Origin of the sequence: Pseudomonas sp. TWR2-1-1 (assembly GCF_049897045.1) — a bacterium.
Lineage (GTDB): Bacteria > Pseudomonadota > Gammaproteobacteria > Pseudomonadales > Pseudomonadaceae > Aquipseudomonas > Aquipseudomonas versuta.
The window spans coordinates 876,184-899,203 of record NZ_JAFCVM010000001.1; the positions used below are offsets into that span (position 1 = coordinate 876,184).

21 protein-coding genes and 1 tRNA gene are annotated in these 23,020 nt (G+C 56.2%); 17 read left to right on the plus strand and 5 right to left on the minus strand.

All coding sequences use genetic code 11. The annotated features are described in order from the left end of the window. Window positions 1-286 precede the first annotated feature (286 nt). The 10 genes from ACP7BO_RS04230 to ACP7BO_RS04275 all read left to right on the plus strand — a co-directional run bounded on the left by ACP7BO_RS04230 (window position 287) and on the right by ACP7BO_RS04275 (window position 8,043). Entirely contained in the window at window positions 287-1,036 is a 750-nt protein-coding gene (locus ACP7BO_RS04230; RefSeq protein WP_060691131.1) for an electron transfer flavoprotein subunit beta/FixA family protein, read from the plus strand. Window positions 1,037-1,038: 2 nt separating this feature from the next. Further along, window positions 1,039-1,968 carry an electron transfer flavoprotein subunit alpha/FixB family protein gene (locus ACP7BO_RS04235; RefSeq protein WP_426208744.1) on the plus strand — a complete coding sequence of 310 codons (930 nt, stop codon included), beginning with the start codon at window positions 1,039-1,041 and terminating at the stop codon, window positions 1,966-1,968. A gap of 138 nt (window positions 1,969-2,106) precedes the next feature. Beyond that, complete coding sequence (locus tag ACP7BO_RS04240; RefSeq protein WP_426208746.1) at window positions 2,107-2,925, plus strand: substrate-binding periplasmic protein; 819 nt, start codon at window positions 2,107-2,109, stop codon at window positions 2,923-2,925. A 9-nt stretch (window positions 2,926-2,934) separates the two neighbouring features. Then, the gene (locus ACP7BO_RS04245; RefSeq protein ID WP_060691134.1) at window positions 2,935-3,291 is read left to right on the plus strand and encodes a DUF4398 domain-containing protein; all 357 of its coding nucleotides are present in this window, start codon (window positions 2,935-2,937) and stop codon (window positions 3,289-3,291) included. After that, window positions 3,288-4,103, plus strand: coding sequence for an OmpA family protein (locus ACP7BO_RS04250; RefSeq protein ID WP_397456042.1), 816 nt, complete (start codon window positions 3,288-3,290; stop codon window positions 4,101-4,103). The genes ACP7BO_RS04245 and ACP7BO_RS04250 overlap by 4 nt, the downstream gene beginning before the upstream one ends. 256 nt (window positions 4,104-4,359) lie before the next feature. Next, window positions 4,360-5,799: a PLP-dependent aminotransferase family protein gene (locus tag ACP7BO_RS04255; RefSeq protein WP_060691136.1), complete on the plus strand. Its 1,440-nt coding sequence runs from the start codon at window positions 4,360-4,362 to the stop codon at window positions 5,797-5,799. 103 nt (window positions 5,800-5,902) lie between these two features. Further along, window positions 5,903-6,373 (plus strand): translation initiation factor 2, encoded by a 471-nt coding sequence (locus tag ACP7BO_RS04260; RefSeq protein ID WP_272481309.1) that lies wholly within the window; start codon window positions 5,903-5,905, stop codon window positions 6,371-6,373. 157 nt (window positions 6,374-6,530) lie between these two features. Continuing rightward, the gene (locus ACP7BO_RS04265; protein ID WP_060691138.1) at window positions 6,531-6,785 is read left to right on the plus strand and encodes a YkgJ family cysteine cluster protein; all 255 of its coding nucleotides are present in this window, start codon (window positions 6,531-6,533) and stop codon (window positions 6,783-6,785) included. Between the two features lie 47 nt (window positions 6,786-6,832). After that, entirely contained in the window at window positions 6,833-7,438 is a 606-nt protein-coding gene (locus tag ACP7BO_RS04270; protein WP_060691139.1) for an START domain-containing protein, read from the plus strand. Window positions 7,439-7,701: 263 nt separating this feature from the next. Then, window positions 7,702-8,043, plus strand: coding sequence for a ribonuclease E inhibitor RraB (locus ACP7BO_RS04275; protein ID WP_060691140.1), 342 nt, complete (start codon window positions 7,702-7,704; stop codon window positions 8,041-8,043). Between the two features lie 99 nt (window positions 8,044-8,142). On the opposite strand, the gene ACP7BO_RS04280 is transcribed toward ACP7BO_RS04275, so the two are convergent. Further along, window positions 8,143-8,949: a c-type cytochrome gene (locus ACP7BO_RS04280; RefSeq protein WP_426208750.1), complete on the minus strand. Its 807-nt coding sequence runs from the start codon at window positions 8,947-8,949 to the stop codon at window positions 8,143-8,145. 583 nt (window positions 8,950-9,532) lie between these two features. On the opposite strand from ACP7BO_RS04280, the gene ACP7BO_RS04285 reads away from it, so the two are divergent. Continuing rightward, window positions 9,533-10,261, plus strand: a complete 729-nt coding sequence (locus tag ACP7BO_RS04285) for an amidotransferase (RefSeq protein ID WP_397456046.1) — start codon at window positions 9,533-9,535, stop codon at window positions 10,259-10,261. A gap of 95 nt (window positions 10,262-10,356) precedes the next feature. On the opposite strand, the gene ACP7BO_RS04290 is transcribed toward ACP7BO_RS04285, so the two are convergent. The 3 genes from ACP7BO_RS04290 to ACP7BO_RS04300 all read right to left on the minus strand — a co-directional run bounded on the left by ACP7BO_RS04290 (window position 10,357) and on the right by ACP7BO_RS04300 (window position 13,088). Then, complete coding sequence (locus ACP7BO_RS04290; RefSeq protein WP_060691143.1) at window positions 10,357-11,328, minus strand: magnesium and cobalt transport protein CorA; 972 nt, start codon at window positions 11,326-11,328, stop codon at window positions 10,357-10,359. 83 nt (window positions 11,329-11,411) lie between these two features. Next, window positions 11,412-12,194: a lysophospholipid acyltransferase family protein gene (locus ACP7BO_RS04295; RefSeq protein ID WP_426208752.1), complete on the minus strand. Its 783-nt coding sequence runs from the start codon at window positions 12,192-12,194 to the stop codon at window positions 11,412-11,414. Between the two features lie 204 nt (window positions 12,195-12,398). After that, on the minus strand, window positions 12,399-13,088 hold the full coding sequence (locus ACP7BO_RS04300) for a crotonase/enoyl-CoA hydratase family protein (RefSeq protein ID WP_426208754.1): 690 nt from the start codon (window positions 13,086-13,088) through the stop codon (window positions 12,399-12,401). A 307-nt stretch (window positions 13,089-13,395) separates the two neighbouring features. Here ACP7BO_RS04300 and ACP7BO_RS04305 point away from each other — a divergent pair. Next, window positions 13,396-13,485, plus strand: a tRNA-Ser gene (locus ACP7BO_RS04305). A gap of 212 nt (window positions 13,486-13,697) precedes the next feature. Here the strand turns inward: ACP7BO_RS04305 and ACP7BO_RS04310 are convergent. Continuing rightward, window positions 13,698-14,369 carry a hypothetical protein gene (locus tag ACP7BO_RS04310; RefSeq protein WP_193077905.1) on the minus strand — a complete coding sequence of 224 codons (672 nt, stop codon included), beginning with the start codon at window positions 14,367-14,369 and terminating at the stop codon, window positions 13,698-13,700. Window positions 14,370-14,461: 92 nt separating this feature from the next. Between ACP7BO_RS04310 and ACP7BO_RS04315 the strand changes: the two genes are divergently transcribed. The 5 genes from ACP7BO_RS04315 to ACP7BO_RS04335 all read left to right on the plus strand — a co-directional run bounded on the left by ACP7BO_RS04315 (window position 14,462) and on the right by ACP7BO_RS04335 (window position 23,008). After that, window positions 14,462-15,901 (plus strand): hypothetical protein, encoded by a 1,440-nt coding sequence (locus ACP7BO_RS04315; protein ID WP_426208757.1) that lies wholly within the window; start codon window positions 14,462-14,464, stop codon window positions 15,899-15,901. A gap of 53 nt (window positions 15,902-15,954) precedes the next feature. Next, window positions 15,955-16,182 (plus strand): helix-turn-helix transcriptional regulator, encoded by a 228-nt coding sequence (locus ACP7BO_RS04320; RefSeq protein ID WP_426208759.1) that lies wholly within the window; start codon window positions 15,955-15,957, stop codon window positions 16,180-16,182. 434 nt (window positions 16,183-16,616) lie between these two features. Then, window positions 16,617-17,318: an inovirus Gp2 family protein gene (locus tag ACP7BO_RS04325; protein ID WP_193077820.1), complete on the plus strand. Its 702-nt coding sequence runs from the start codon at window positions 16,617-16,619 to the stop codon at window positions 17,316-17,318. Between the two features lie 789 nt (window positions 17,319-18,107). Beyond that, entirely contained in the window at window positions 18,108-20,747 is a 2,640-nt protein-coding gene (locus tag ACP7BO_RS04330) for a LuxR C-terminal-related transcriptional regulator (protein ID WP_426208761.1), read from the plus strand. Window positions 20,748-20,929: 182 nt separating this feature from the next. Continuing rightward, window positions 20,930-23,008, plus strand: coding sequence for a hydantoinase/oxoprolinase family protein (locus ACP7BO_RS04335; RefSeq protein WP_426208763.1), 2,079 nt, complete (start codon window positions 20,930-20,932; stop codon window positions 23,006-23,008). The last annotated feature ends 12 nt before the right edge of the window (window positions 23,009-23,020 follow it).

The window sequence follows — 23,020 nt, forward strand, 5'->3', positions numbered from 1 at the left end:
CGCTCGCCGTAGGCTGATTATTGGTTTCAAGAGCACCTCTAAAGACAGGGCACAGGCACGAGCCTGTAGGAGCCTGCCATTTTTTGAGCGGAGTTTACACGTCCTTTTGGTGGATGACTTGGTAGTCACACCTGATAGACGGTCGCAAGGGAAGTATTTGGCGCTCGTCATTCTTTCTATAAGAAGGGCACAGCAACGATCTTTGGAGGTGCCCTTGTGCCGATGAGCATCAACCGCCAGGTTCGCCTAGGCGACTTTCTTTTCACCGGAGAGTAACGAGGAATCCATGAAGGTTCTTGTAGCTGTCAAACGAGTGGTCGATTACAACGTTAAGGTTCGCGTCAAAGCGGACAACTCCGGCGTTGACCTCGCCAACGTCAAGATGTCGATGAACCCCTTCTGCGAAATCGCTGTGGAAGAAGCCGTACGCCTGAAAGAAAAAGGTGTTGCGACTGAAATCGTCGTCGTCTCCATCGGCCCGACCACGGCTCAGGAACAGCTGCGTACCGCGCTGGCTCTGGGTGCCGATCGCGCCATCCTCGTCGAATCCGCCGAAGACCTGACCTCGCTGGCCGTGGCCAAGCTGCTCAAGGCCGTGGTCGACAAGGAACAGCCGCAACTGGTGATCCTGGGCAAACAGGCCATCGACAGCGACAACAACCAGACTGGCCAGATGCTGGCTGCGCTGACCGGTTACGGTCAGGGCACCTTCGCTTCGAAAGTTATCGTTGCGGGCGACAAGGTTGCCGTGACCCGTGAAGTCGACGGCGGCGCGCAAACTGTTTCGCTGAGCTTGCCGGCCATCATCACCACCGACCTGCGTTTGAACGAGCCGCGTTATGCGTCTCTGCCAAACATCATGAAGGCCAAGAAGAAGCCGCTCGAAGTGCTGACGCCAGACGCGTTGGGTGTTTCGACCGCTTCGACCAACAAGACCCTGAAAGTTGAAGCGCCGGCTGCACGCAGCGCCGGCATCAAGGTCAAGTCGGTGGCTGAACTGGTCGAGAAACTGAAAAACGAAGCGAAGGTAATCTAATCATGACTATCTTGGTAATCGCAGAACACGACGGCAAGACGCTGGCTCCGGCTACGCTGAACACCGTAGCCGCTGCCGCAAAAATCGGTGGCGATATCAACGTTCTGGTTGCAGGCCAGGGCATTGGTGCTGTGGCTGAAGCGGCCGCGCAAATCGCCGGAGTGGCTAAAGTACTGGTTGCTGACAACGCGGCTTACGCCCACCAGCTGCCGGAAAACGTTGCTCCGCTGGTAGCTGAGTTGGGTAAGGGCTATAGCCACATCCTGGCTGCCGCCACCTCCAACGGTAAAAACATCCTGCCGCGTGTTGCTGCGCAGTTGGACGTCGACCAGATATCCGAGATCATCTCGGTTGAAAGCGCTGACACCTTCACGCGTCCGATCTATGCCGGTAACGCCATTGCTACCGTACAGTCCACTGCGCCAGTCAAAGTGATCACCGTCCGCGCCACCGGTTTCGACCCGGTTGCCGCACAAGGTGGTTCGGCAGCGGTTGAAGCGGTTGCAGCGGTTCACGATGCAGGCACTTCGTCGTTTGTTGGCGAAGAACTGGCCAAGTCGGACCGTCCCGAACTGACCGCTGCCAAAATCGTCGTTTCCGGCGGTCGCGGCATGCAGAACGGCGATAACTTCAAACTGCTGTACACCCTGGCTGACAAGCTGGGTGCTGCAGTGGGCGCCTCCCGCGCGGCGGTTGACGCAGGTTTCGTACCGAACGACATGCAGGTCGGCCAGACCGGCAAAATTGTCGCGCCACAGCTGTACATCGCGGTCGGTATCTCCGGCGCGATCCAGCATCTGGCCGGCATGAAAGACTCCAAAGTGATCGTTGCGATCAACAAGGACGAAGAAGCACCGATCTTCCAGGTGGCCGATTACGGTCTGGTGGCGGACTTGTTCGAAGCAGTACCCGAGCTGGAGAAGCTGGTTTAATCCAGTTGCTTCACTTATAAAGAGCCCGGTCACGCGGGCTGCGGGGAAGGGCGAAACACTCTGTGTTTTGCCTGCTCCTTGCAGCCGGGTGATCGGGTTTTTTTATGCGTCTGAATCGGGTGTGTGGAGTGTAGGGTTATGGATATGCGTCAGATGAGCAGGCTGCTTGTGGGGTTGGTGTTTTTGCCCCTGCTGTCTGAGGCCGCGGGCAAGTGTGAGCGCCTGATCGTGACCGGTAGCCCGGATGCGCCGCCTTATCTGTGGCGTGACCCCGGTAATCCGGAGCATTTGATGGGTGCCAGTGCTGACCTGATGCAGCAAGCGGGTCAGGAGTTGGGTATCAAGGTTGAAGTGCTTTATGGCGGCAAGCGTTCCCAGGCTCAGGACGAAGTCCGGACCGGGCGCATGGACATGCTGCTGGATGCGCCACTGACAGTGGCCGGGCTCTCTTCACTGGATTACATTCATCCGCCTCTGGTGCGTAACGACTATTTGGTCTGGACCCTTAAAGATTCAACGCTGGCCTACGAAACGCCGGCCGATCTAAGCGGGCATGTAGGGGCTATCTCGGAAAAAGCCCGACCCACAGAGGCCTTCGATACATTTGCCCGGCATCAGTTAACGCTCAAGCCTCAGCCGGGCCTGACTCAAGCTTTCCAGAAATTGCTGCTGGGGCAAGTCGACTATGTAGTGGCTGGCCGCTACGCGGGCATGGCCACGGCTCAAACCCTGGGCATTGCCGACGACGTGCTGGCGCATTCACAGCCAATTGATCAACCGGGGCTGTTTTTGGCGATTTCCCATGACTCGGCCTGCAATGAGCCCTGGTTGCGCGGACAGCTTGCCAAAAAGATGACAGAATTGCCCGCCTCCGGCCTGGCCGAGGCAGCAGTGCAACGCAATCTGGAGCGGTGGAAAGCCCAGCTGCAACAACCGCTCAGCGCCCCAAAACAGTAGGAATTCTTAGTGACATTGCGACCTTTTTTCGTCGCCCTGGCCGTTTTGGCTTTGGCGGGTTGTGCAGCCGATCCGGCGCCCAATGAACAATTGCGTTTGAGCGAGCAAGCTCTGGAACAAGCCAGGGCGGTAGGCGCAAGTACCGACGATACGGCTGAACTCAAGCAAGCCGAAAGCAAGTTGGCTCAGGCGCAGGCAGACATGCTCGATGAGTCCTACAAGGATGCGCGCATGCAGGCTGAACAGGCCGAACTGGATGCCCGACTGGCCGAGGCCCGGGTACTGACGCAAAAAAGCCAGGAGCAATTGAACGTGCTCAATACCCGCATTGCGCGTTTGCGCAAGCAGCTGGCGGAGGCGCAATGAGCCTTAAATCTGCAGTTTTCAGTGGTGCGCTGTTGTCCGGTTGCATGAGCCTGGCCGGCTGTGCGGGGCATCACAACAGTGATCAGGTCCTGCAACAGGCCACCAGCGATTTTCAGGCGGTCAAAGAAGACAGCAACGTGCTGCGCATTGCGCCCAAGGATGTGATTCGCGCCGGCGAGTCGCTGGCGCGGGCTGATCGTTTGTCCTCCTACTGGGGCAGTGGCAACGATGTGGAGCATTACGCTTATCTGAGCCAGCGCTACAGCGAAATCGCCCGTGAACACACCCAGCAGGTACTGAACGAAGAGCGGGCCGCCAAGCTTGAACTGGAGCGCCAGCGTCTGCAATTGGCACTGCGTGAAGCCAAATTGTTGAGCGTTCAGCAGCAGGGCCAATGGCTGGAAGAACAGATCGTCAGCCTGGCCACGACTCAGACTGACCGTGGCTTGGTGATGACCCTGGGCGACGTGTTGTTTGATACCGGCGAAGCCGACCTGAAAAACTCTGCCAACCGTACGGTGCTCAAGCTGGTGCAGTTTCTGCAACTGAATCCAAAGCGTGTTGTACGAATTGAGGGTTACACCGACAGCACTGGCGGCAGGGATGACAACCTCAAGCTGTCCCTTGCGCGGGCACAGGCGGTGGCGGATGTGCTGATCGATCTGGGTATCGATGAAAAGCGTATCCAGGTGGAAGGTTACGGCGATCAGTATCCGGTAGATGTGAACGCCACCGAGCGTGGTCGTGCACAAAATCGTCGCGTTGAAATCGTCTTCTCTGACGAAAAAGGTCAACTCGGCGCGGCTCGTTAATACACCTCTCAAGGGGGGCCTCGCGAACGTATCAACCCGGTTTTAATCCAGGCCGGGTCGACAGCATCGCGAGGCCCGCTCGCTCCTGCATAAGTTCACTCGCTATCCTCAGCTGTACCCATACAGTTAAACCTTCTGCGCACTGTACCGCTGATGTGGGTGACAACTGTGCCCGTACACTTCTAAACTGTTCCGGTTATTGCTCTCAAGAACATGCTCTTCATAAAAATAATGCCTGAACATCGAGTGCTGCGACATGACCAACCTCTTGCTCTATCAACGTATCGCTCAGCAGTTGGCTGAAGATATTCGGCGCGGTGTGTATCAGCCGGGCGAACGGGTACCCTCGGTGCGCAAGATGAGTTCGCAGCTCAATGTCAGTCACGCGACGGTGTTGCAGGCTTACGCCAACCTTGAAGATCAGGGCTTGATCAGGGCGCGTCCGCAGTCTGGTTATTACGTGCACCAGACCCCCGCGTTGACGGCACCTACCCCCGATATTGCCCGGGTAGAACGTCCAGGGCTGGTTACCCGCAGCAGTATCATTCAGCAAGTGCTGGTTGAGTCGCGCCGCGAAGGGGTGTTTCCACTGGGGGCTGCAGTGCCCAGCGTCGACTATTTGCCGGTGCGGGCATTGCATCAGCAATTGGCCAAGGTCACGCGCTTCCATAGCCCTCGGGCATTCAGCTACATGTTCAGTCCGGGCTTTGAGCCGCTGCGCCGCCAGGTTGCGATCCGCATGCGCGACGCCGGGGTTGTGGTTGATCCCTCAGAGGTGATCATCACTCACGGTTGTGTCGATGCCCTGCAAATGTCGCTGCGCACGCTGACCCGCCCGGGCGATCTGATTGCCGCAGAATCACCTACCTATTACGGGCTGCTGCAGCTTGCCGACCTGCTGGGTCTGAAAGTGATCGAAATTCCCAGCGACCCTGCTACCGGCATGAGTCTTGAGGCCTTGCAACTGGCGGCAAATCAATGGTCGATCAAAGCCCTGGTCCTGACCACCCGCCTGAGCAACCCTCTGGGTGGCACCATGCCCGAAGAGCGGCAGAAGCAGTTGCTGCGCCTGGCCTCGGACTTTGATATTCAGATTGTTGAAGATGACATTTATGGCGAGCTGATGTTCGAAGTCGGTCGCACCAAGGCTTTGAAGGCCTATGACCGTCTGGATCGAGTGATTTATTGCTCCAGCTTCTCTAAAACCTTGTCGCCGGGTGTGAGAATCGGCTGGATGATCGCCGGTAAATTCCAGCAGGAAATCCAGCGCCTGCAAACGTTCACCACTCATTCGGCATGCAGTGTCACGCAGATGGGGGTAGCGGCCTACCTTGAAAACGGCGGATACGATCGCCATCTGCGCTTTATCCGTCAGGAGTACCGCAAGAATCTCAGCGCGTTTCAGCTGGCGGTTCAGCAGCACTTTCCGGAAGGTACGCAAATGTCGCGCCCCAGTGGCGGCTTCATTTTGTGGGTCAGCTTGCCGGGACGGGTCAATACCCAGGAGCTGCATGTCCGCGCGCTGCAACAGGGTATCAGTATCGCGCCGGGGCTTATTTTCAGTAATACCGAACAGTTTAACCACTGCATCCGCCTCAACTGCGCATTACCCTGGAACCGCGAGGCCGAGCGGGCCGTGATGACGCTGGGCATGCTGGCAAGTCAGCTTTGCATGGAGACGGCAAGCCTCTATTAATGAGTGAATACAGCTGCCGATATGACCATTAAGTCACAATGGACTTGTCACTCTGGTACTAAAGCGCCAGCATATGCACCTCAACCGTTAAAGCTGTGGAGTTATGAAAGCGACATTTAGTGTGGGGCTTATATTGATGGGCGTGTTGGCTGCGTTCAACGCGGGCGCGGCAACTGCCGTTCAGGCACAGCCGCAAACATCCACTGCGAAGCCGCACACTGCCAGTTCCACAGCAAAGCCTGCGGCTGCCAGGCAAGCCCCGACAAAAAAGCGTGCGCCCATTGCGTCCAAATCCAGGTCTGCGCATGAAATTGCGCAAAAGCGTTTGCCCGCCGCCAAACTTGATTTGAGCCTGCCACCCGACATGGTCAGCCAGCTCCGGCCTCTGGGTACCATTCCCATGCCTGCGCACAAGCCGCTACTGCCAAACATGTTTGGCGAAAAGCCCGAGCATGAAAGTCCTTTTCAACTGAATGGACGTCTGCTCAGCAATGAGATGGGGCTGCCGTTGCGCAATGAAGCACGCCAGAATGAAATCGACGGCGCCGCGCTTGAGTTTGAATTCAAACAATAAGCGCCGAATGCACCGTCTTCGATTTTATTGAGGCAAACTTAAAAACTGACTGTTCAGTCACGATCATTTCTGCTGAACGGTCAATTTCAAACGCCCGTTCCAGCGAGTACTATCCCTTGTCATCAACGCACTTTGCCCCGAATGAGGAGCTAACGTCATGAACTGCCGTGAAGGCTGTGGCGCTTGCTGTATAGCCCCTTCCATCAGTACACCGCTACCCGGCATGCCCCATGGCAAACCTGCCGGGGAACGCTGCCTGCATCTTTCTGTCGACTACTTGTGCGGTTTGTTCGGCCAGCCTGAGCGTCCGGCCGTGTGTGGTGCTTTTCAGGCCGACATCGAGGTTTGTGGCAGCAGTCAGGCAGAAGCCATCAAGCTGATCGGCTGGTGGGAGCGGATGACTGCGGCTTAGTGTGTTTTTGTTCAGTGAGCTGACCTTCAACAATAAGGAATAAGACAATGGGTTCGTTGCATCGAGTGGCATTGGCGTGTGGTTTGAGTGTACTGCTGGTGGGTGTGGCCCAGGCAGAAGACTGGAAAGTTGCGAAAAATGAGGACGGTATCAAGGTCTCGTTGAGTGAAGTTCCCGGGTCTCAGTACAAGGCCTACCAGGGGGTGACCACCATCAAGGCACCTCTTGCCAAAATCAGTGCTTTGCAAGAAAACGCGGCGGGCGCCTGTGCCTGGATCCACGAATGCAAAACGCAAAAGCTGCTCAAGCATGAAGGCGATCAGAGCTGGACTTACACCCAGTTCAATACCCCTTGGCCGGTTACCCCTCGCGACTCGGTACTGCTGGTCACTTCGAGTGTTGGGGCCGATGGCACCCTGACGCGTGCCTTGAAAGGCCTGCCGACTTACATCCCGGAAGAAAAAGGCTTCGTTCGGGTGGCTCAGGTCGACGGGTTCTGGAAAATGGTCCCTAAAGGCGACAACCTCACAGAAGTCACCTACCAGGTGCATACCGAGCCGGGTGGCAGCGTGCCTTCCTGGTTGGCCAACAAGTTTGTGGTAGATGCGCCTTTCAATACCCTCAAAGCGCTTCGCGAGCGCGCCGAGAAGTAAAAGAGCCCGTTGCCTGGTTCCTGGACAGCGCATCTGTTCAGGTGCCGGGCGAGGACGTGCAAGTCTTTGACGGTCAAAAAATCCGGCTATTTCAATCTTCCCCTCTTGGCAGTCATTGCACGGCGGGGCTACTCTTCAACCGGACCAGCGAAGTAATCGACTGGCTCTGATCTTGTTCGCTACATGCTTATTACTCTCTGTCACGGCCAACCAGTTGCCGGCAGGGAGCGCTGAATGTCTATCCATTGCGAGGAGGACGTTTCATGAGCACAGCCCATCAAGAAGACCTCAGCAGCTATGTGCTGCGCCGCATGAAAGAAGGCGGTTTTGATTTTTCCCGCATCCATCCCATTGAGTTTTACGCAATCTTCCCGGACGAGGAGCGGGCGCGCAGAGCAGCAGGAAAATTTTGTGGTGAATCCCTGAATGCCCAGATCAACGTACGTGATGACGGTGCCTGGAATCTGGAATTGAGCAAAGTGATGTACGCCACCTATGGTGGTATTGGTGATTTTGAACAGGACTTCGAAGCGGTGGTTGTACCCCTGGGCGGGATTATTGAAGGCTGGGGCGTCAAGCAGGAGGTGCGTGGCCTGCTAAATTGAGTCAAGTTTAAAGAGTTAACGGCTGGCCTCTGGGCTGGCCGTTCTGGTTTTAGCGGTCTGCATTGCGCTTGTGTCGCGACCGCGAGCAAGTCTTTGTTCTCAAGAGCTCACTTTGCGCGTTGCCATGTGCTGCAAATACTGGATCAACAGTTCCAGTTCATTGTCAGGTAACACAGTTGGCGAAAACCCGGGCATGCGCGCCTGTGGCCACTGCCGCAGGCTTTGTGGGTCCCGGATGTAGTGCTTGAGAAAGTCGGCAGCAAAATATTCGGTCGGATTGTATGGAATGTTCAAGTCGGGACCGAACTGAGCATCGCCGGCACCATTGAGGCGATGACAGGCCAGGCAGTTCTTTTGAAACAGCACAAAGCCCTGATTGACCGGTGAATCCTTGGGCAGGGCGGGGTCCGGGCGCAATGCCGGGAAGCGTTCGGCAACCGGCAATTGGCGTTTAAAACTGACCACCTGGAAAGGCCATTGTTCGGGGCTGATATGGCTGGCTTGAGGGTCGGTCCACACCAGGTAAAAAGGCCCCGCACTGGGTTTCCCCTTGCCCAGCGGTGGCCAGGGGTGAGCGGGGTCTTCAATTGCCAGCCAGGCTTTTGCACCGCTCTGGCTGAGCAATGGGGCAGCGGCGAGTTCTGCGGCAAAACCATCCAGCGCGACCGCTTGCAGGTGGTCATCGGGCTTTATGCCTTCAAGCAGGGTGGCCAGTGGAATAGCGCGATAGGTCATGTTGCGTTTGTAAGAAACATCATCAGTTATATGCAGAGTTTGCGCCGCCGGATGCTGCAATAGCTCGGCGGTTTGCCAACTGCGGCTGCCGCTGCCGGACTCGACTGTGAGTTGAGCAGCGCAAGCCGGCAGGCTGAGTAAGAAAACGATGAAGAGAGTCAGTGATTTCAATGGGGATGCTGTTCTGTTGTGATCGACGGGCCGTGTACCACTGGCCCGAACTGAAGGCGATACCTTAGCCTATTACCTTGGTGAGGTTGGGCAAAATCAGGAGCAAGGTGGTGGCGAAGAGAATAAGCCCGGCCTGGCGTACTTTCGTATATTTGAGCATGGCGACCTGCCTTTTTTTGTTATTCCTGGGCGGCGATGCGGAAAGACAAGGGCGCAATTAATGAAAGCGCCTTATCCGTCGACAAAGTTAACCTTAGAGGCCACATAACATATGGCTTAGAACCCTTTTACATCATCCATATAAATTAGGTTTCTAAAACGCTATTAGACTTTCTGTGCTCGCTCTGTCAGGCCATTGCTAGACGCAGTGGGCTCAAAGGTCTCGCTAACTGTTAGTACCCTACCGTTCGTCAGGGAGCCTGATTAAGGCACCATCTGTCCGGCGGCATCCGGTGCCGGGCCGTGGAGTAATTGCTCGCCATGGGGCAAGCCCGCGTTGAGTGCTTGCCTTGAAATACCGTTTCAAGGCAGGCTCTGTCGAGTTGCAATCATCTCTATCGCCTTTTTCGTGCCAGGTACTTTTATGTCGCTACGCATCTGCATTCTGGAAACCGACATTTTGCGTCCAGAGTTTGTTGATCAATATCAAGGTTATGGCCAGATGTTCAAACATCTGTTCTCCCAGCAGCCTATTGCTGCGCAATTCAGCATCTTTAACGTAATGAATGGCGAGTACCCGTCAGACGATCAAAGCTTTGATGCGTATCTGGTTACCGGCAGCAAAGCGGACTCTTTCGGCACTGATCCATGGATCCAGACGCTGAAAACCTATTTGCTGACCCGTTTTGAGCGTGGTGACAAATTACTCGGCGTCTGTTTTGGTCACCAGTTGTTGGCGTTGCTGCTGGGCGGCAAGAGTGAGCGCGCTACCCAGGGTTGGGGCGTCGGTACTCATCAGTACAAACTGGCCGCCAGTGCGCCGTGGATGAGCCCGGCTATCGAAGACCTCACATTATTGATCAGCCATCAGGATCAAGTGACCGCCTTGCCGCAGAACGCCACGGTAATTGCGTCCAGCGACTTTTGCCCGTTTGCCGCCTATCACATCAATGATCAAGTGCTGTGCTTTCAGGGGCACCCCGAGTTCATTCATGACTACTCACGGGCCTTGCTCAATCTGCGTCAGGAGAGTCTGGGGGAGCAGATATACAGCACCGGGATCACCAGCCTGGAACACGACCATCACGGTCGTACAGTTGCCGAGTGGATGATGCGTTTTGTCTCGCACAAACCCCAGGCTGAATCGGCATAACTCACAAGCACCGCAGCCGCGGCCCTGCTCGCGATGGCATCACCGGCGCGAAGCCGCGGTGCCAGTCTCGCGGGCAAGGGTAGCGAGGCTTGTGATTACAGCCAGCCAGAGCGCTTGAAGCTGGCCCACAACCCGGTCACGCCCAGAGTGATAAACCCCAGCACGCCGAAATAGCCGTAGTGCCAGCTCAGCTCCGGCATGTTCTGGAAGTTCATCCCGTAAATACCTGCTACCGCTGTCGGGAAAGCCAGAATGGCTGCCCAGGCGGCAAATTTGCGCTGCACAATGCTTTGCCGTGATGACTCCAGCAGCACGACTATTTCAATCGTTTGAGTGGCAATGTCGCGCAGGGTGGTCAGGTCTTCCATTTGCCGGGTGACGTGGATCTGCACATCGCGGAAATACGGACGCATGTTCTTGTCGATAAAAGGGAAGGTCAGGCGCTGCAACTCTTCGCTGATTTCGACCATGGGCGCCACATACCGCCGCAAGCGCAGAACATCGCGGCGCAGTCCGTGCAAATGCACAATGTCGGCTTCATTAAGGGCGTTGCCCAAAATATTGCGTTCCAGTTGCTCGATTTCAGCGTGAATGGCCTCGCTGACGGGCTGATAGCTTTCGGTAACGAAATCGAGCAGGGCGTACAACACAAAGTCTTCGCCATGATCCAGCAGCAGCGGGCGGGCCTCGCAGCGTTGACGAACAGCTCTATAAGAGGCGGAGTGACCATTGCGACAGGTAATGATGTAGCCATTACCGGCAAAGATATGGGTTTCGACGAAGTCCAGCTTGCCTTCATTGCGGACTGGCGAGTAGATGACGATGAACAGCGCATCACCAAAGGTTTCGAGCTTGGGTCGACTGTGTTGTTCCAGGGCGTCTTCAATGGCCAGTTCATGCAGGTGAAACTGGCGCTGCAAGTTGCTCAGCTCTTGGGCGTCGGGTTGTTCCAGGCCGATCCAGACGAAGTGGCCGGGCTTTTGGGCCCAGCCACTGCCTTCGTCCAGAGTGATGTCGGTGACTTTTTTGCCTGCGCTGTAAACCGCGGCAGCTACAACTCTCCCCATAGTTCTAATCGCTTCTTCTTCAAAGGGTTATGGCACGAAGATGCAGCTTAGCGTGCAATGCCCCACTTGGAGACCAGAAACATTCAGAGGTTCGGGTTAGAGGCTGGCGCATTACCCCCGGCCATGGGTGGCAAGCGGCGGTTTTGCTGTGCCAGCACCTCGCGGTCCATCGCCTCGATGCACTCGCGCATTTGCTCGCGGCACTGTTCCATCAAGGCAGGCATGTCCTCCAGTGTCAGCCCGGCGGTTGGAATCGCAGGCAAGGAACGAATCTGTATATCGGCACTGTGCCAGCGGTTGAGTTTCAAATGCTGGCTATAAGTGCTGACACAGACCGGCACAATCGGCACACCGGCACTGATCGCCATCTGGAATGCGCCTTTTTTGAATGGCAGCAGGGCTTCACCGAAATTACGCGTGCCCTCCGGAAACACCCAGATAGAGGTGTTTTTTTCTTGCAGGGTGCGGGTGGTGGTCAGCATTGACTGACGGGCTTTTTGCGCATTGCCCCGATCGATTAACACATTGCCCGCCAGCCAGAACAGCTGGCCAAACAGGGGCACCCACTTCAGGCTTTTCTTGCCAATGCACACAGTGCGATGCGGCACCACATTACCGAACACGAACAAGTCGTAGTTGGACTGATGGTTGGCCACAATCACGCAGCTCTGGGGTTTGTCCATCAACGGACCAACCTCGGCCTTGAGTCTGTAGCCCAGGATCCATTTGGACGGCCACGCATAAAGCCGCGCACACAGTCGGCTGTTGTCCGGGTTGAACGGGCGACAGATTCCAAGCAATACGCCGAGTACGCCAGCGATCATAAAATGCAGGCTCATCAACAACATACGTATCGAAAGTAGCATTTACAGGCTCGCTAAAACAAAATTTGGCGCAGTGTACGGATGTGCACTGTATTCGGCAATTACCCCGATACACACAGGAGATTGCTGATGTTTAAGTATTTGTTTCAGCGAGAGGGTTCAGGTGCAGGCTAGAGGTGTCGGGGAGGGTGGGGAGAGAGAATCCCGACCGCAGGGGGCGATCGGGACAGGAGAGCGGCGCCAGGGTCAGAGAGGGTGAAGTTGATCTTCTGCGATCGCCTTGTCCAGTGTCTCCAGCAGCTCTTTGCGCACTTTGAGCTTGGTGTTCTTGTGCGCCTTCATGTTGATCTTCTTCAACTGGCGGGCCATTTCCAGAGCCGCGGCTTGCAGTTCTTCGGGCTTGACCACCTGATCGAGGAAGCCGGCGTCTACCGCGCTGTGCGGGTTGAACATCTCGGCGTTGATCACGGAGCGATGGAAGGCCGACTTGCGTAGCCGGTCCCGTGCCAACTCGATCCCGGCATGGTGCATGGTCATGCCGATTTGAACTTCGTTAAGGCCAATGGTGAACGGGCCTTCGACGCCGATCCGGTAATCCGCCGACAACAGCACAAATGCGCCCTTGGCCACGGCATGCCCCGGGCAAGCGACGATCACCGGAAATGGGTGGGCTAGCAAACGGCGAGCCAGAGTCGACCCCTGTCTTACCAGTTCAATCGCCTGGGCAGGGCCAGCGGTCATGACCTTCAAGTCATAACCGGCCGACAAAATGCCCGGCTGCCCGGTAATAATCACCACCGCGCGATCCTCCTCGGCCTGATCCAGAGCCGCGTTGAACGCAGTGATCACGTCCGGGGAAATAGCGTTCACTTTGCCATTGCTCAAGGTCAGGGTGGCGATACCGTCTTCCAGGTGATACGAGATCAAGTCACTCATGGCGCAATTCCTTGTATTGAAGTGGGCAGACGTTACCCAGCCCCAAGGCGCAGGTAAAGCATTGTGACTGACCGGTGAGTCAGGCAAATGGCTTGCGCCTTCTATATAGAGGGCGGCGCGTCTGCCGAACAGGCGCGGCAGGGGAAGGGCCGGTTACCGGAATTTGGCAGATTCGCCCGCCATGACCCGACCCCAAAAACAGCGAATCCCGTAAGCACATGAAAATTCTGAAAAAAACATTTGTCATATCGAAAGCTTTCGACTACATTAGCGCGCCTCGACAGACAGAACTTGTTTGAAGAGATACGGTGAAGTGTCCGAGTGGCTTAAGGAGCACGCCTGGAAAGTGTGTATACAAGAAATTGTATCGAGAGTTCGAATCTCTCCTTCACCGCCAAATTTAAACCTAAAGGCCCCGTTTTACGGGGCTTTTTTGTGCTCGCTGTATTTTGTTCCCACATTTGTTCCCCCATCTGGATTTCGGTGATTTTCGCTCTGTGAACTCTGTCCTGCTTTCCGCCGTAGGCGTCACCCATTATTGCGACGTGTGGGATTTTCTTCCGTGGTTCAATTGGCAGGTAGTTTTTCGTCACGCGTCTCTGCTTGCGCTCAAATCAACCTTTCGCTAACAACGTCATGCTCAAACGCAATGAAGTTGAGCGATCTCTTCACCCCCTTCATCCGCTTTTCGACCTCTCGACGTGCATCAGCCTCGTCGCCATTGAAAGGGGGGTGATTGGTTTCCATCGACGATTCCCACATCACTAGCAGCTCCACATGGCGTTCTAGGTGCTTTATCGCCTCGTCCAGTTGGCGTTTGAGCATGGCGTTCGTTTGCTTGGCCGCTTTCTGCTCACTTTGTGCGGCTTCCTTCAGTTGTTTAGCTTTCCTCTGCTGTTCCTGGGTGAAGCTGTGCAGGTCATCAATGAGTTCGGTCACGATTGATGTTTCTGTCTGGCCGGGAGCGGCAGCCAGAAGACGGAGCTTCTTAACGGTGGAGTTGGGTAAGGAAAAGGTACAGGCCTGTTTGCCATTGCTCGGTGACCGGTACCTGCGCTGTCGTAGGGCATTTTTCATGCGTTCGACTAGCTTGAGCCCGGCGGCATGCTGCTCAAAAAAACGGATGAGCTCGACTGTTCCGCTATATTCCGGATTTCTGCGTCGAGGTATGAACGCTGCGCTGGAACCAAGACTGTTAGCGCGTTCCTGGAGGTAGCGTTCGGCCCATGCCCATTCATCCCGGTGCAGCCACTTAAGGTCATTCTTAGCTGCTTTTTCCATTGGTTTTCTCTCCTCCTAAATGTCTTTTGTACTGTGACTTAAAGACCTTTTCAATAGCGATGCATGGCGTTACCGTAACGTTATGCGTTTGTATGAAGTATTTGATTAAGTTATTTTACAGGTGTAGAAACAGATATTTAATTAAGGTAGATTTCGGTTTGGCTCTGCATATCCAGGGAATGATCGAGGCGTTGGCCACCTGTGGTGCGGAGGCGCGTTTTCTCCTGGAAGCGATGGCATGCGCTGTTCTTCAGGATTCCAACGAGCACACTGTCTACAGCGGCAAGGTGCTAGCTAAACAGCTTCAGCTTTCTGAAACGCTGGTCAGTGCCGCTCTCGCTGAACTCGTGTCAGTCGGTCTAGTGTGTCGGTTGTCGCAAGTGGCCGGACGTGGCCGGCCGACAATTAGTTACCTGCTTGCAGCGGGAACGATCGCTGCGCTGAGGGCCAATCAATGCCCATACGGGCTCCACTCCCAACACCTGCAGCGGCTCTTCTCTGGAGTCGCAATGGTGACGGAGAGGTTAGGAGAACCTCAGGAGGGGCGGAAGGAGAGGGCGGCCCTTACTAGGCTGGGTAAGCCTGCGCCCCGTGGTGCTCGCGGTCAATTGAGTGCCTGCAATCGTTTGTTGCTGGGTGTTTTGCTGGCGCATGCGGACCGCTTTGGCATGGTACTAGGGGTTGGTAACGTCGCTTTACGCCGTACCACCGGGCTCGATCCCGACAGCCTAAGATATCGACTTCAGCGATTAGTCGCCTTGGGTTTGGTCCGTCGGTGGGTGCCGGGATTATCCAGTTCGGTGTTTAGCGGTGGGAAGATCAGCAGTACGTATTACCTCAATCTGAATCATTCGATGTTCGCTGTGAAAAGCAGTACTGCGGTAATGGTGCATGTGACCAGGGACTGGGATGGCAAGCGCATTGATCACGGGGAAATTCTTCGGCGGGATATGCAGGCCCACGGAAGTAGACACGGTGAAACTCAGTCTGAAACACCCGGCGCGGTAATTCGATTTCTAGCAGGGCAAAAAATCGAAGTTTTCGAGCTGCTTCAGCACATGCTGTTGCGCCATGCCTCTGATCTGCTTTCTCGGCATTGGCTTGACCTTGATCGTGTTCACCCAATTGACGCTGGCTGGCTGTTGGCAAATATCGCTGCGGCGCTGCGCAAACCATCGGCACTCGAAGAAGGGCAAACGAACTCCGAGTTGGGGGCGGTGGTAGAGCATTTTTGCCGTCTGGTGTTTGATATAGCCCGGGAGTTCAAGGTGAGGTTTGATCAGGTGACTTGGCTCGGGTTTGAACCAGGATGCCTGAGCATCCTGCCGGCATCGGCGAACGCGGGTTATCAAGTCATTACACTGGTGCTGCAGCCGCCCCCGCTGGGCGCTCCTGAGTGCATGGTCCTTCGGGAAGCAAGGCATCGCGTGGTTGAGCCTCAAACCTGGGAAACCGAGGCAGAGATGTCGCTGCAGAATCGACAATTCTGTGGGCTGGCCTCGTCTCCCGCGAGACGGCTGGTGAAGGGGTAAGTCATTTTTTACTAACCCCGCCATTCCTCTGAGCCAAGCAGAGGAGCCCACTCATGCGAATCATCCGCCTGAAACAAGTCATCGATTCGACAGGTCTTGCCCGGTCGACCATCTACAAATACATCGCAGAAGGTACCTTCCCTCAACCGGTCTCACTCGGCGAACGCTGCGTCGGCTGGGTTGAGAGCGAAATAGACGATTGGATCTTGGCACGGATCGAGGAGCGGGATTTAGCTGAGACCGTTTCAGTTCGGTCTGCCCGCTTGAGCATGGCCAGCTAAAAACGACCCTGTGCGCCATGACCGGTTGGAAGCCGGTCATGGCGCTTATGCTGGATAGGGCAGAACCCCTCATCGGACGTCCCCAGCAGACCGAGTAATGTTTCTCCTTATTGCTCGGATCGTTGGGAGGTCGGAATTCGGGTTGATGGCTATCAAGGGCGCAGATCGATGGTTTATCTCCAGAGTAGACGCCCTGAAGAAATTCACGGTGTAACTTTGAAAACTCCTCCCACAATCCCGGTGTGGCCGAGAGAGCCATTCGCGGTGCGGGTAGTATGCTTTTACTGATACTTACTACCCATAGGGTTCGTGGGCAGATTCATTGCAGCATCGACAAGCACATCCTGAAGAGGGTAGGGGGCAGGTACGAAGTAACGGTAAAAAAATAAACAACAGGCTCAGGTTATGGAACTCACCAACTGAGGCGTCATAACATGAATAGCAATCCTAGCACCCCCCGCCACTACCCTCTTCGTCATCCCGGCAACACCAACCTCCACCTGCATTACAGCGACACCTTTGAAGGTCAGCCCGTGATGGGCGATAAGGGACCTTTCGTTAGGGAGTACCTTTCCCGGTTAAAACGTACCATAGGCATGGCACTAGCTCAGTACCCGCGGATGCTGGCCTTCAGGGTGGATCTTAGGCTGCCCGAGGGTATTGATCTCCCTATCCATGCTTGTACGAATCAGGTCATCAGTAGGTTCACCGCCTCCTTCAACGCCAAGATCGAGCACAACCGAGACAAGGCACGTGAGCGGAATCATTACGCCCGTGACTGCAAGGTTCGCTATGTTTGGGCTAGGGAGGTCGGTCAGGGAGGGAGGCCGCACTACCACCTGCTTATTCTGCTCAACCGGGATGCCTACTACACGGTGGGACGCCTACGCTCTGAGAGGGCCAACAATATCAGTCGCATGGAGGAGGCGTGGGCGAGTGCTCTGGGTCTGTCAGTGGATCACGTAAGGGGGCTGGTCCATATCCCGGAGAATCCTGAATACCGAATAGACCGGTATGCCCGTCCTGGTGATGAGGACGAATTACCTGCGTTGTTCCATCGCGCTAGCTACCTCTGTAAGGCGGCTACGAAGTCTTATGGGGATCGCCTGCGGGGCTTCGATACCAGCAGAGGATAATCGCTCGATCTGTATTACTACCCAACGGTTCAGGTCAGGCTGCGAGTTGAACAAGTCTTCGATGATCTTGACCGGTTGACTGCTCAGCATGAGCGTAACCCTATGTTTGATCACCTCCTTGGTTATCTATGCGGTGGAGCAGGGCGATGATCGTGGCATACCACATCTATGCGGCGTTCTTCTTCAACGGTAATGAGGTACGCGGAGATGTCTACAAGGCCATTTAGGTAGGCAAGTTGTGGAGTGAGATCACGCACGGCCAAGGCTACATGCACAGTTGCAACCACGACAAGGAGCGATACCGTGATGCGTGCGGTATCGGTCGTATCACTGAGAAGTGATCGAGCCATTCGGCGCCATATTCACAAGATGGTGAAGTATCGTGTGAAAGATGTCCAGCACTTGCGCTTGAGGCCCGAAGGAGCTCGATGCCTACGGATGGGACAACTGAAGCGTCCTCGTCGAGGGTGAAGTTGTCTGAACATCAGTTCCTGGATTCCGAGTGTTAAAGAACCTTGTAATTACGTGAGCAGAGCAACCGATCGTCATCGGTGTAGATGGCCTTTTTTACGCCGTTGAATTCAGCAATAAAGCAGGAGAACGGCTGTTGAATTCTGGTCGGTACCTTGTTCGTGTTCCCCCACTTCTACGGCTGGCTGTCGCGCGATTATCGTGTGCACAGTCTGCGCAAACAACAACGGGCAGAGGCGTAACAAAGTCTTGGTGTCTCTTGACTTTGTTTGGGGCATTCAACATCTTCACAGTCATATTCGACTCGGCTTTTGCAGTATGGACGATTCAGAGTTCCCTAGTGCCTGGATGTGGATGGGTAAGGTTGCGCCGCCCCAAGCCCAGCTGGAGGCGGTGCCTCGTAAGGAATTACTGGCTGCGTTACAGCGCAACCAGCACAAACCTTTAACGCTTGTCGTCTCTGCTGCGGGCTTCGGCAAGACGACCTTGTTAGCGCAATGGCGGGTTCGCCTGCTGCAAGAGCACGCTGCCTCGCCGACGGCGTGGTTGTCGTTCGACGAAGCCGATGCCGAGGTAAACCGTTTTCTTGCTTATCTAATCTGCGCGCTGCAAGCGGCAGGGCTGGATGTCGGTGGCCTGGCAGCGCTGGCGCAATCTCAGACGCTAGATGTTCGGCCGCAGCGTACGGTGACGGCGTTATTGCAACTACTTGCGAGCGATGGACGCCGAGTGACGCTGATGATGGATGATTATCATCGCGCGTCCAACAGTGCGGTCGATGAGGTGGTGTTGACGTTGCTCGAACGGGGCAGTCAATGGCTGCATCTTGTTGTCGCGAGCCGTATGCGCCCCGCCTGGCCCTTGGCCCGACTCAAGTCGCAAGGTCTGGTTCATGAACTTGGGGCCAGTGATCTCATGCTGTCACCCGCTGAGGCGGCACAGATTTTTGGCGTGCATCTTGGCGAACCAGCATTGGCAAGTCTGCACGAGAAGACTGAAGGCTGGGCGGTAGCTGTGCAGTTGGCGCACCATTGGCTTGCGGGTGCCAATGGCTCGCTGTTTGGCCTGCAGTCGTTCTCCGGTCGTGTTGCTGACGTCGCAGAGTATTTGACGGAGCAAATCTTCGAGAACCTATCTGAAGAATGTCGCGCCTTTCTGCTGGAAACGTCCTTGCTGGAGCGCTTCAACGCTGAACTGGCCGATGTAGTGCGGGGGCGCGAGGACAGTGCACAGTTGCTGGCGCAACTATCGGCATTCGACGCGTTGCTGGTGCCATTGGATTCCCATCGCAGTTGGTTCCGATATCACATGCTGCTGGCCGACTTCCTGCGTCCTCGTCTGGATATTCCACGGTCCCAGCGCATTCACCAGGCCGCTGCGCATTGGCTGGCAGTGCAAACCGACTGGGTACTGGCGGTCTCCCATGCGTTGCGTGCTAAAGATACCGTGTTGGCGGTAAACCTGGTGGTGCGCGCCGGGGGCTGGGAGCTGGTGTTGCGCAAAGGCATCAGTTACGCGCAAAGCCTGTTGCAACAGTTCGACGAGCAAGCGCGTAGCAGCGAGCCGGATCTGTTGTTGATGCAGGCATATCTTCACGCCAAGTTGGGTAACCGGGCACTGTCGACCGAGCTGTTGCGTCTGGCCAAGGTTGCAGTGCGCGGTGATGAGCGTATGGAACGTGATTTCGCCGTGATCCAGGGGTTGACCCAGGCCTATTTCGATCAGTTCGATAATGAACAGGGGGCGCTGAGCGGCGCAGACTGGGCCGGAAGTGCTTTGGCCCTGGCGACCTTGCAATGTGTGCGGGCGATGAGTTGCCTGGCGTATCCCAACCTGCCCGAAGCCTTGCGTGTGGCCCGTGCGGCGAGGTTGCAGATGCGGATGGTGGCAAGTCCCCTGGGTGAGAACTATTGCCTTATTCATGAAGCGCAAGCCTTGTCGCTGACAGGGGAGGTATCAGGCGCCGGGGTGCTGATCGACGAAGCCTTGTGCATGGCGCAGGAGAACTTTGGCAGCGAAAGCTCGCTCAAGGCTGTGGTGGGCTGTTTCAAGGCTCAACACCTCTATTGGCAAGGTGCATGGGCTGAGGTGCAACCTTTGATCCGCGAAGGCTGGGACTCGCTCGAGCATACCGATGGCTGGCTCGACGTGTTTGCCGCTACCGCGGAAGTCTCCTGGCGTACAGCCTTGCGCGCACTGGGTGTACAACCGGCACTGGCCGAACTGGAGAAAATCGCCCGAATCGCTAATGACAGGCAGCTTGATCGGCTAACACGCCTGGTTCATGCATGGCGGATCGACTTGTTGGCGCAATCGGGCCTGGTTTCCCAGGCCCGCCAGGAACTGCAGCTTCATCGATTCGACACCCTGCCTGCCGACGAATTGGACTGGCGTAATCGCGAGGCAGTCGGTTTGGCCCTCGCACGGCTATTGTTGGCCAGCGGTGCCTCGGCGGCTGCCCTTGCTCGCCTGGAGCGTGACATTGAAGCGTTGCTGCAAAAGGGCCTGATTTTGCCGGTTTGGCGTTTACGCATTATGGCGATGCTGGTCCGTTACAAAGTCCGTGGCGAGCTGGACGCCGAAGAGGTGAGCGGCACGCTTTTACCGGTTGTAGGCCAAGGCTTGATGGGACTGCTGCTGGAGGTGGGACCGGCGTTGCTGCCTATGCTCGATGTGTTACCCGACGCATTCCCCGGCATGTCCTCGGTGATCACCCGGTTACGCGGTTGGCGGGCGCATCCTGTACGTCCACGAGCTCATATCAGCGCCAAGGAGATGCAGTTGTTGACGTTGTTGGCTGGCGGTCAGTCAAACAAGGCCATCGCGTTGGCATTGGACATTTCTGAAAACACCGTGAAGTTTCACCTCAAGCAGATTTTTCGCAAACTTGAGGTCGAGAACCGTTCTGCGGCCATCAGCACCGCCCTGCGTGAAGGACTGCTCGACCCCCGCGCGTGACCGTCCTACCCATTTGGGTAGGTAACCTCGCTACCCGTCTCGTGCCTACCCACCGGCAGCGTTGAAGTCTGCCCAACGGGTTCTTAGCATCGATTGCAACAGCGATTCATTGCCTGAACGGCAAGGGATTTCAGACTCCTGTTGCCAATAAAAACAATCATGCTAGGAGATGTACTGTGGGTATGAACGGCAAGACCGTGCGCGTAGCGACCGACGTCGGGGGAACCTTTACCGACCTGGTCTATTTCGAGACAGATTCGGTCAGTGGCCGGCAAACGATCCGCACGGTAAAATCAGACACAACGCCGCCCAATTTCGAACAGGGCATTCTCAATGTGCTGGACAAGGCGGATGTTCGCCTGGATGAGGTGGACTTCCTTGCCCATGGCACCACCGTCGTCATCAACGCCTTGACCGAGCGTCGCGGTGTTCGCACCGCCTTGATCACCACCCAAGGCTTTCGCGACATCCTCGAGATCGCCCGCGCCAACCGCCCGGATTTTTTCAATCTCAAATGGGTAAAACCCCAGCCTTTTGTCCCGCGTCACCTGCGTCGCGAAATTGCCGGTCGCATGCATTGGGATGGGCAGGAACGTGAGCCACTGGATTTGAGCGGGCTTGCCCTGCTGCTCGAAGACTTGCGCCGAGAAGAAGTTGAGGCGATCGCGGTGTGTCTTCTGCATTCTTATGCCAACCCTGCCCATGAACTGGCGGTCCTGGCTGAAGTGCAGCGCCTGTGGCCCGAAGTTTCGGTCGTGGCTTCGCACCAGATTACCCGCGAATGGCGAGAGTATGAGCGCACCAGCACAACGGTGTTGTCGGCCTACGTGCAGCCCATTGCCGCGCGCTACTTGAGTGACCTTGAACGTGGGCTGCGAGCAGGGGGCTACAAGGCTCCGCTCTACGTCATGCAATCGAACTGCGGCGTCGACACGGTAGCGCACGCCCGTGAAACACCGATCACCATGGTCGAGTCCGGTCCTGCCAGTGGTTTTTGGGCCGCCGCCGAATTGGGCCGGTTGATTGATGAACCCAACTTGCTCGCCTTGGACATCGGCGGCACAACGGCCAAGTGCTCGCTGATCCGCGATGGCCAGGTAACCATCAAAACCGACTATTGGATCGAGCGCGATCGAATCAGCGCCGGTTATCCGATCATGGTGCCAGTGGTGGACCTGGTGGAAATCGGCAACGGCGGTGGTTCGATCGCCTGGGTCGACGAATTCGACAAGCTGCACGTCGGCCCGCAATCGGCGGGCGCGCAGCCCGGTCCGGCCGCTTATGGCAATGGCGGCACATGCGCTACCACCACCGACGCCAACCTGGTGCTGGGCCGGATCAACAAGGACTACTTCTGTGGTGGTGAGCTGCAAGCCGATATGCCAGCGGTGGAGCGTGCGCTCGGTTTACTGGGCGCAGAGCTGGGTTTATCGAGCGTCGAGATCGCCCGTGGCATCGTGCGTATCGCCAACGACAACATGGTCAATGCCCTGAAACTGGTTTCCCTCAACCGCGGCTATGACCCACGCGAATTCACCCTGATCGCATTTGGTGGCGGAGGTGCCATGCACGCTGTGGCGCTTGGCCAGGAACTGGGTGTGAAGAAGGTAATCATCCCGCGAGGTGCTCCGGTTTTCTCTGCTTGGGGCATGACCATGTCGGATTTGCGCCGGGACATGTTCGTCAATCGCTTCTTTGACTGTGACCGCGAAGGTGCGCTGGCCGAAGCCCAAGGCTTCCTTGACCAGTTGCTGTTGACTGCGCGTGAAGAATTTGAAGACCCAGCGGTTGATTCGCATCAAGTCGAGCTCACGGCTCACTGCAAACTGCGTTACCAGAATCAGGAGCATTCGGTCGAAGTGCCGCTGCTGGCTAACGAATGTGTTGTAGATCACTGGGAAGCAATTTCCGGGCGATTCCATGCGTTGTACGAGCAGCACTACAGCTACCGCCTCGATGCGCCGTTGGAAATTGTCGGCTTTCATGTCGTCGCCGTGGCTCAGATCGGCAAGCTCGACCTGGGTGAAATGCCGGTAACCGGGGCAACGCTGACAGCCGCCCTCAAAGGCCGACGCCTGGTGGATTACGCATTGGAAGGCCGCCACGAAGCGTGCATCTATGACAACGCCAAATTGGAGCCGGGCATGACCTTTGACGGACCGGCAGTGATCGAGGATGCGGGGACCACGATTGTCGTGCACCCACGTAACCGTGTGCGCGTAGATCAGCTCGGCAACATCCACATCACAATTGGCCAGTAAAGGAGCAGGGCG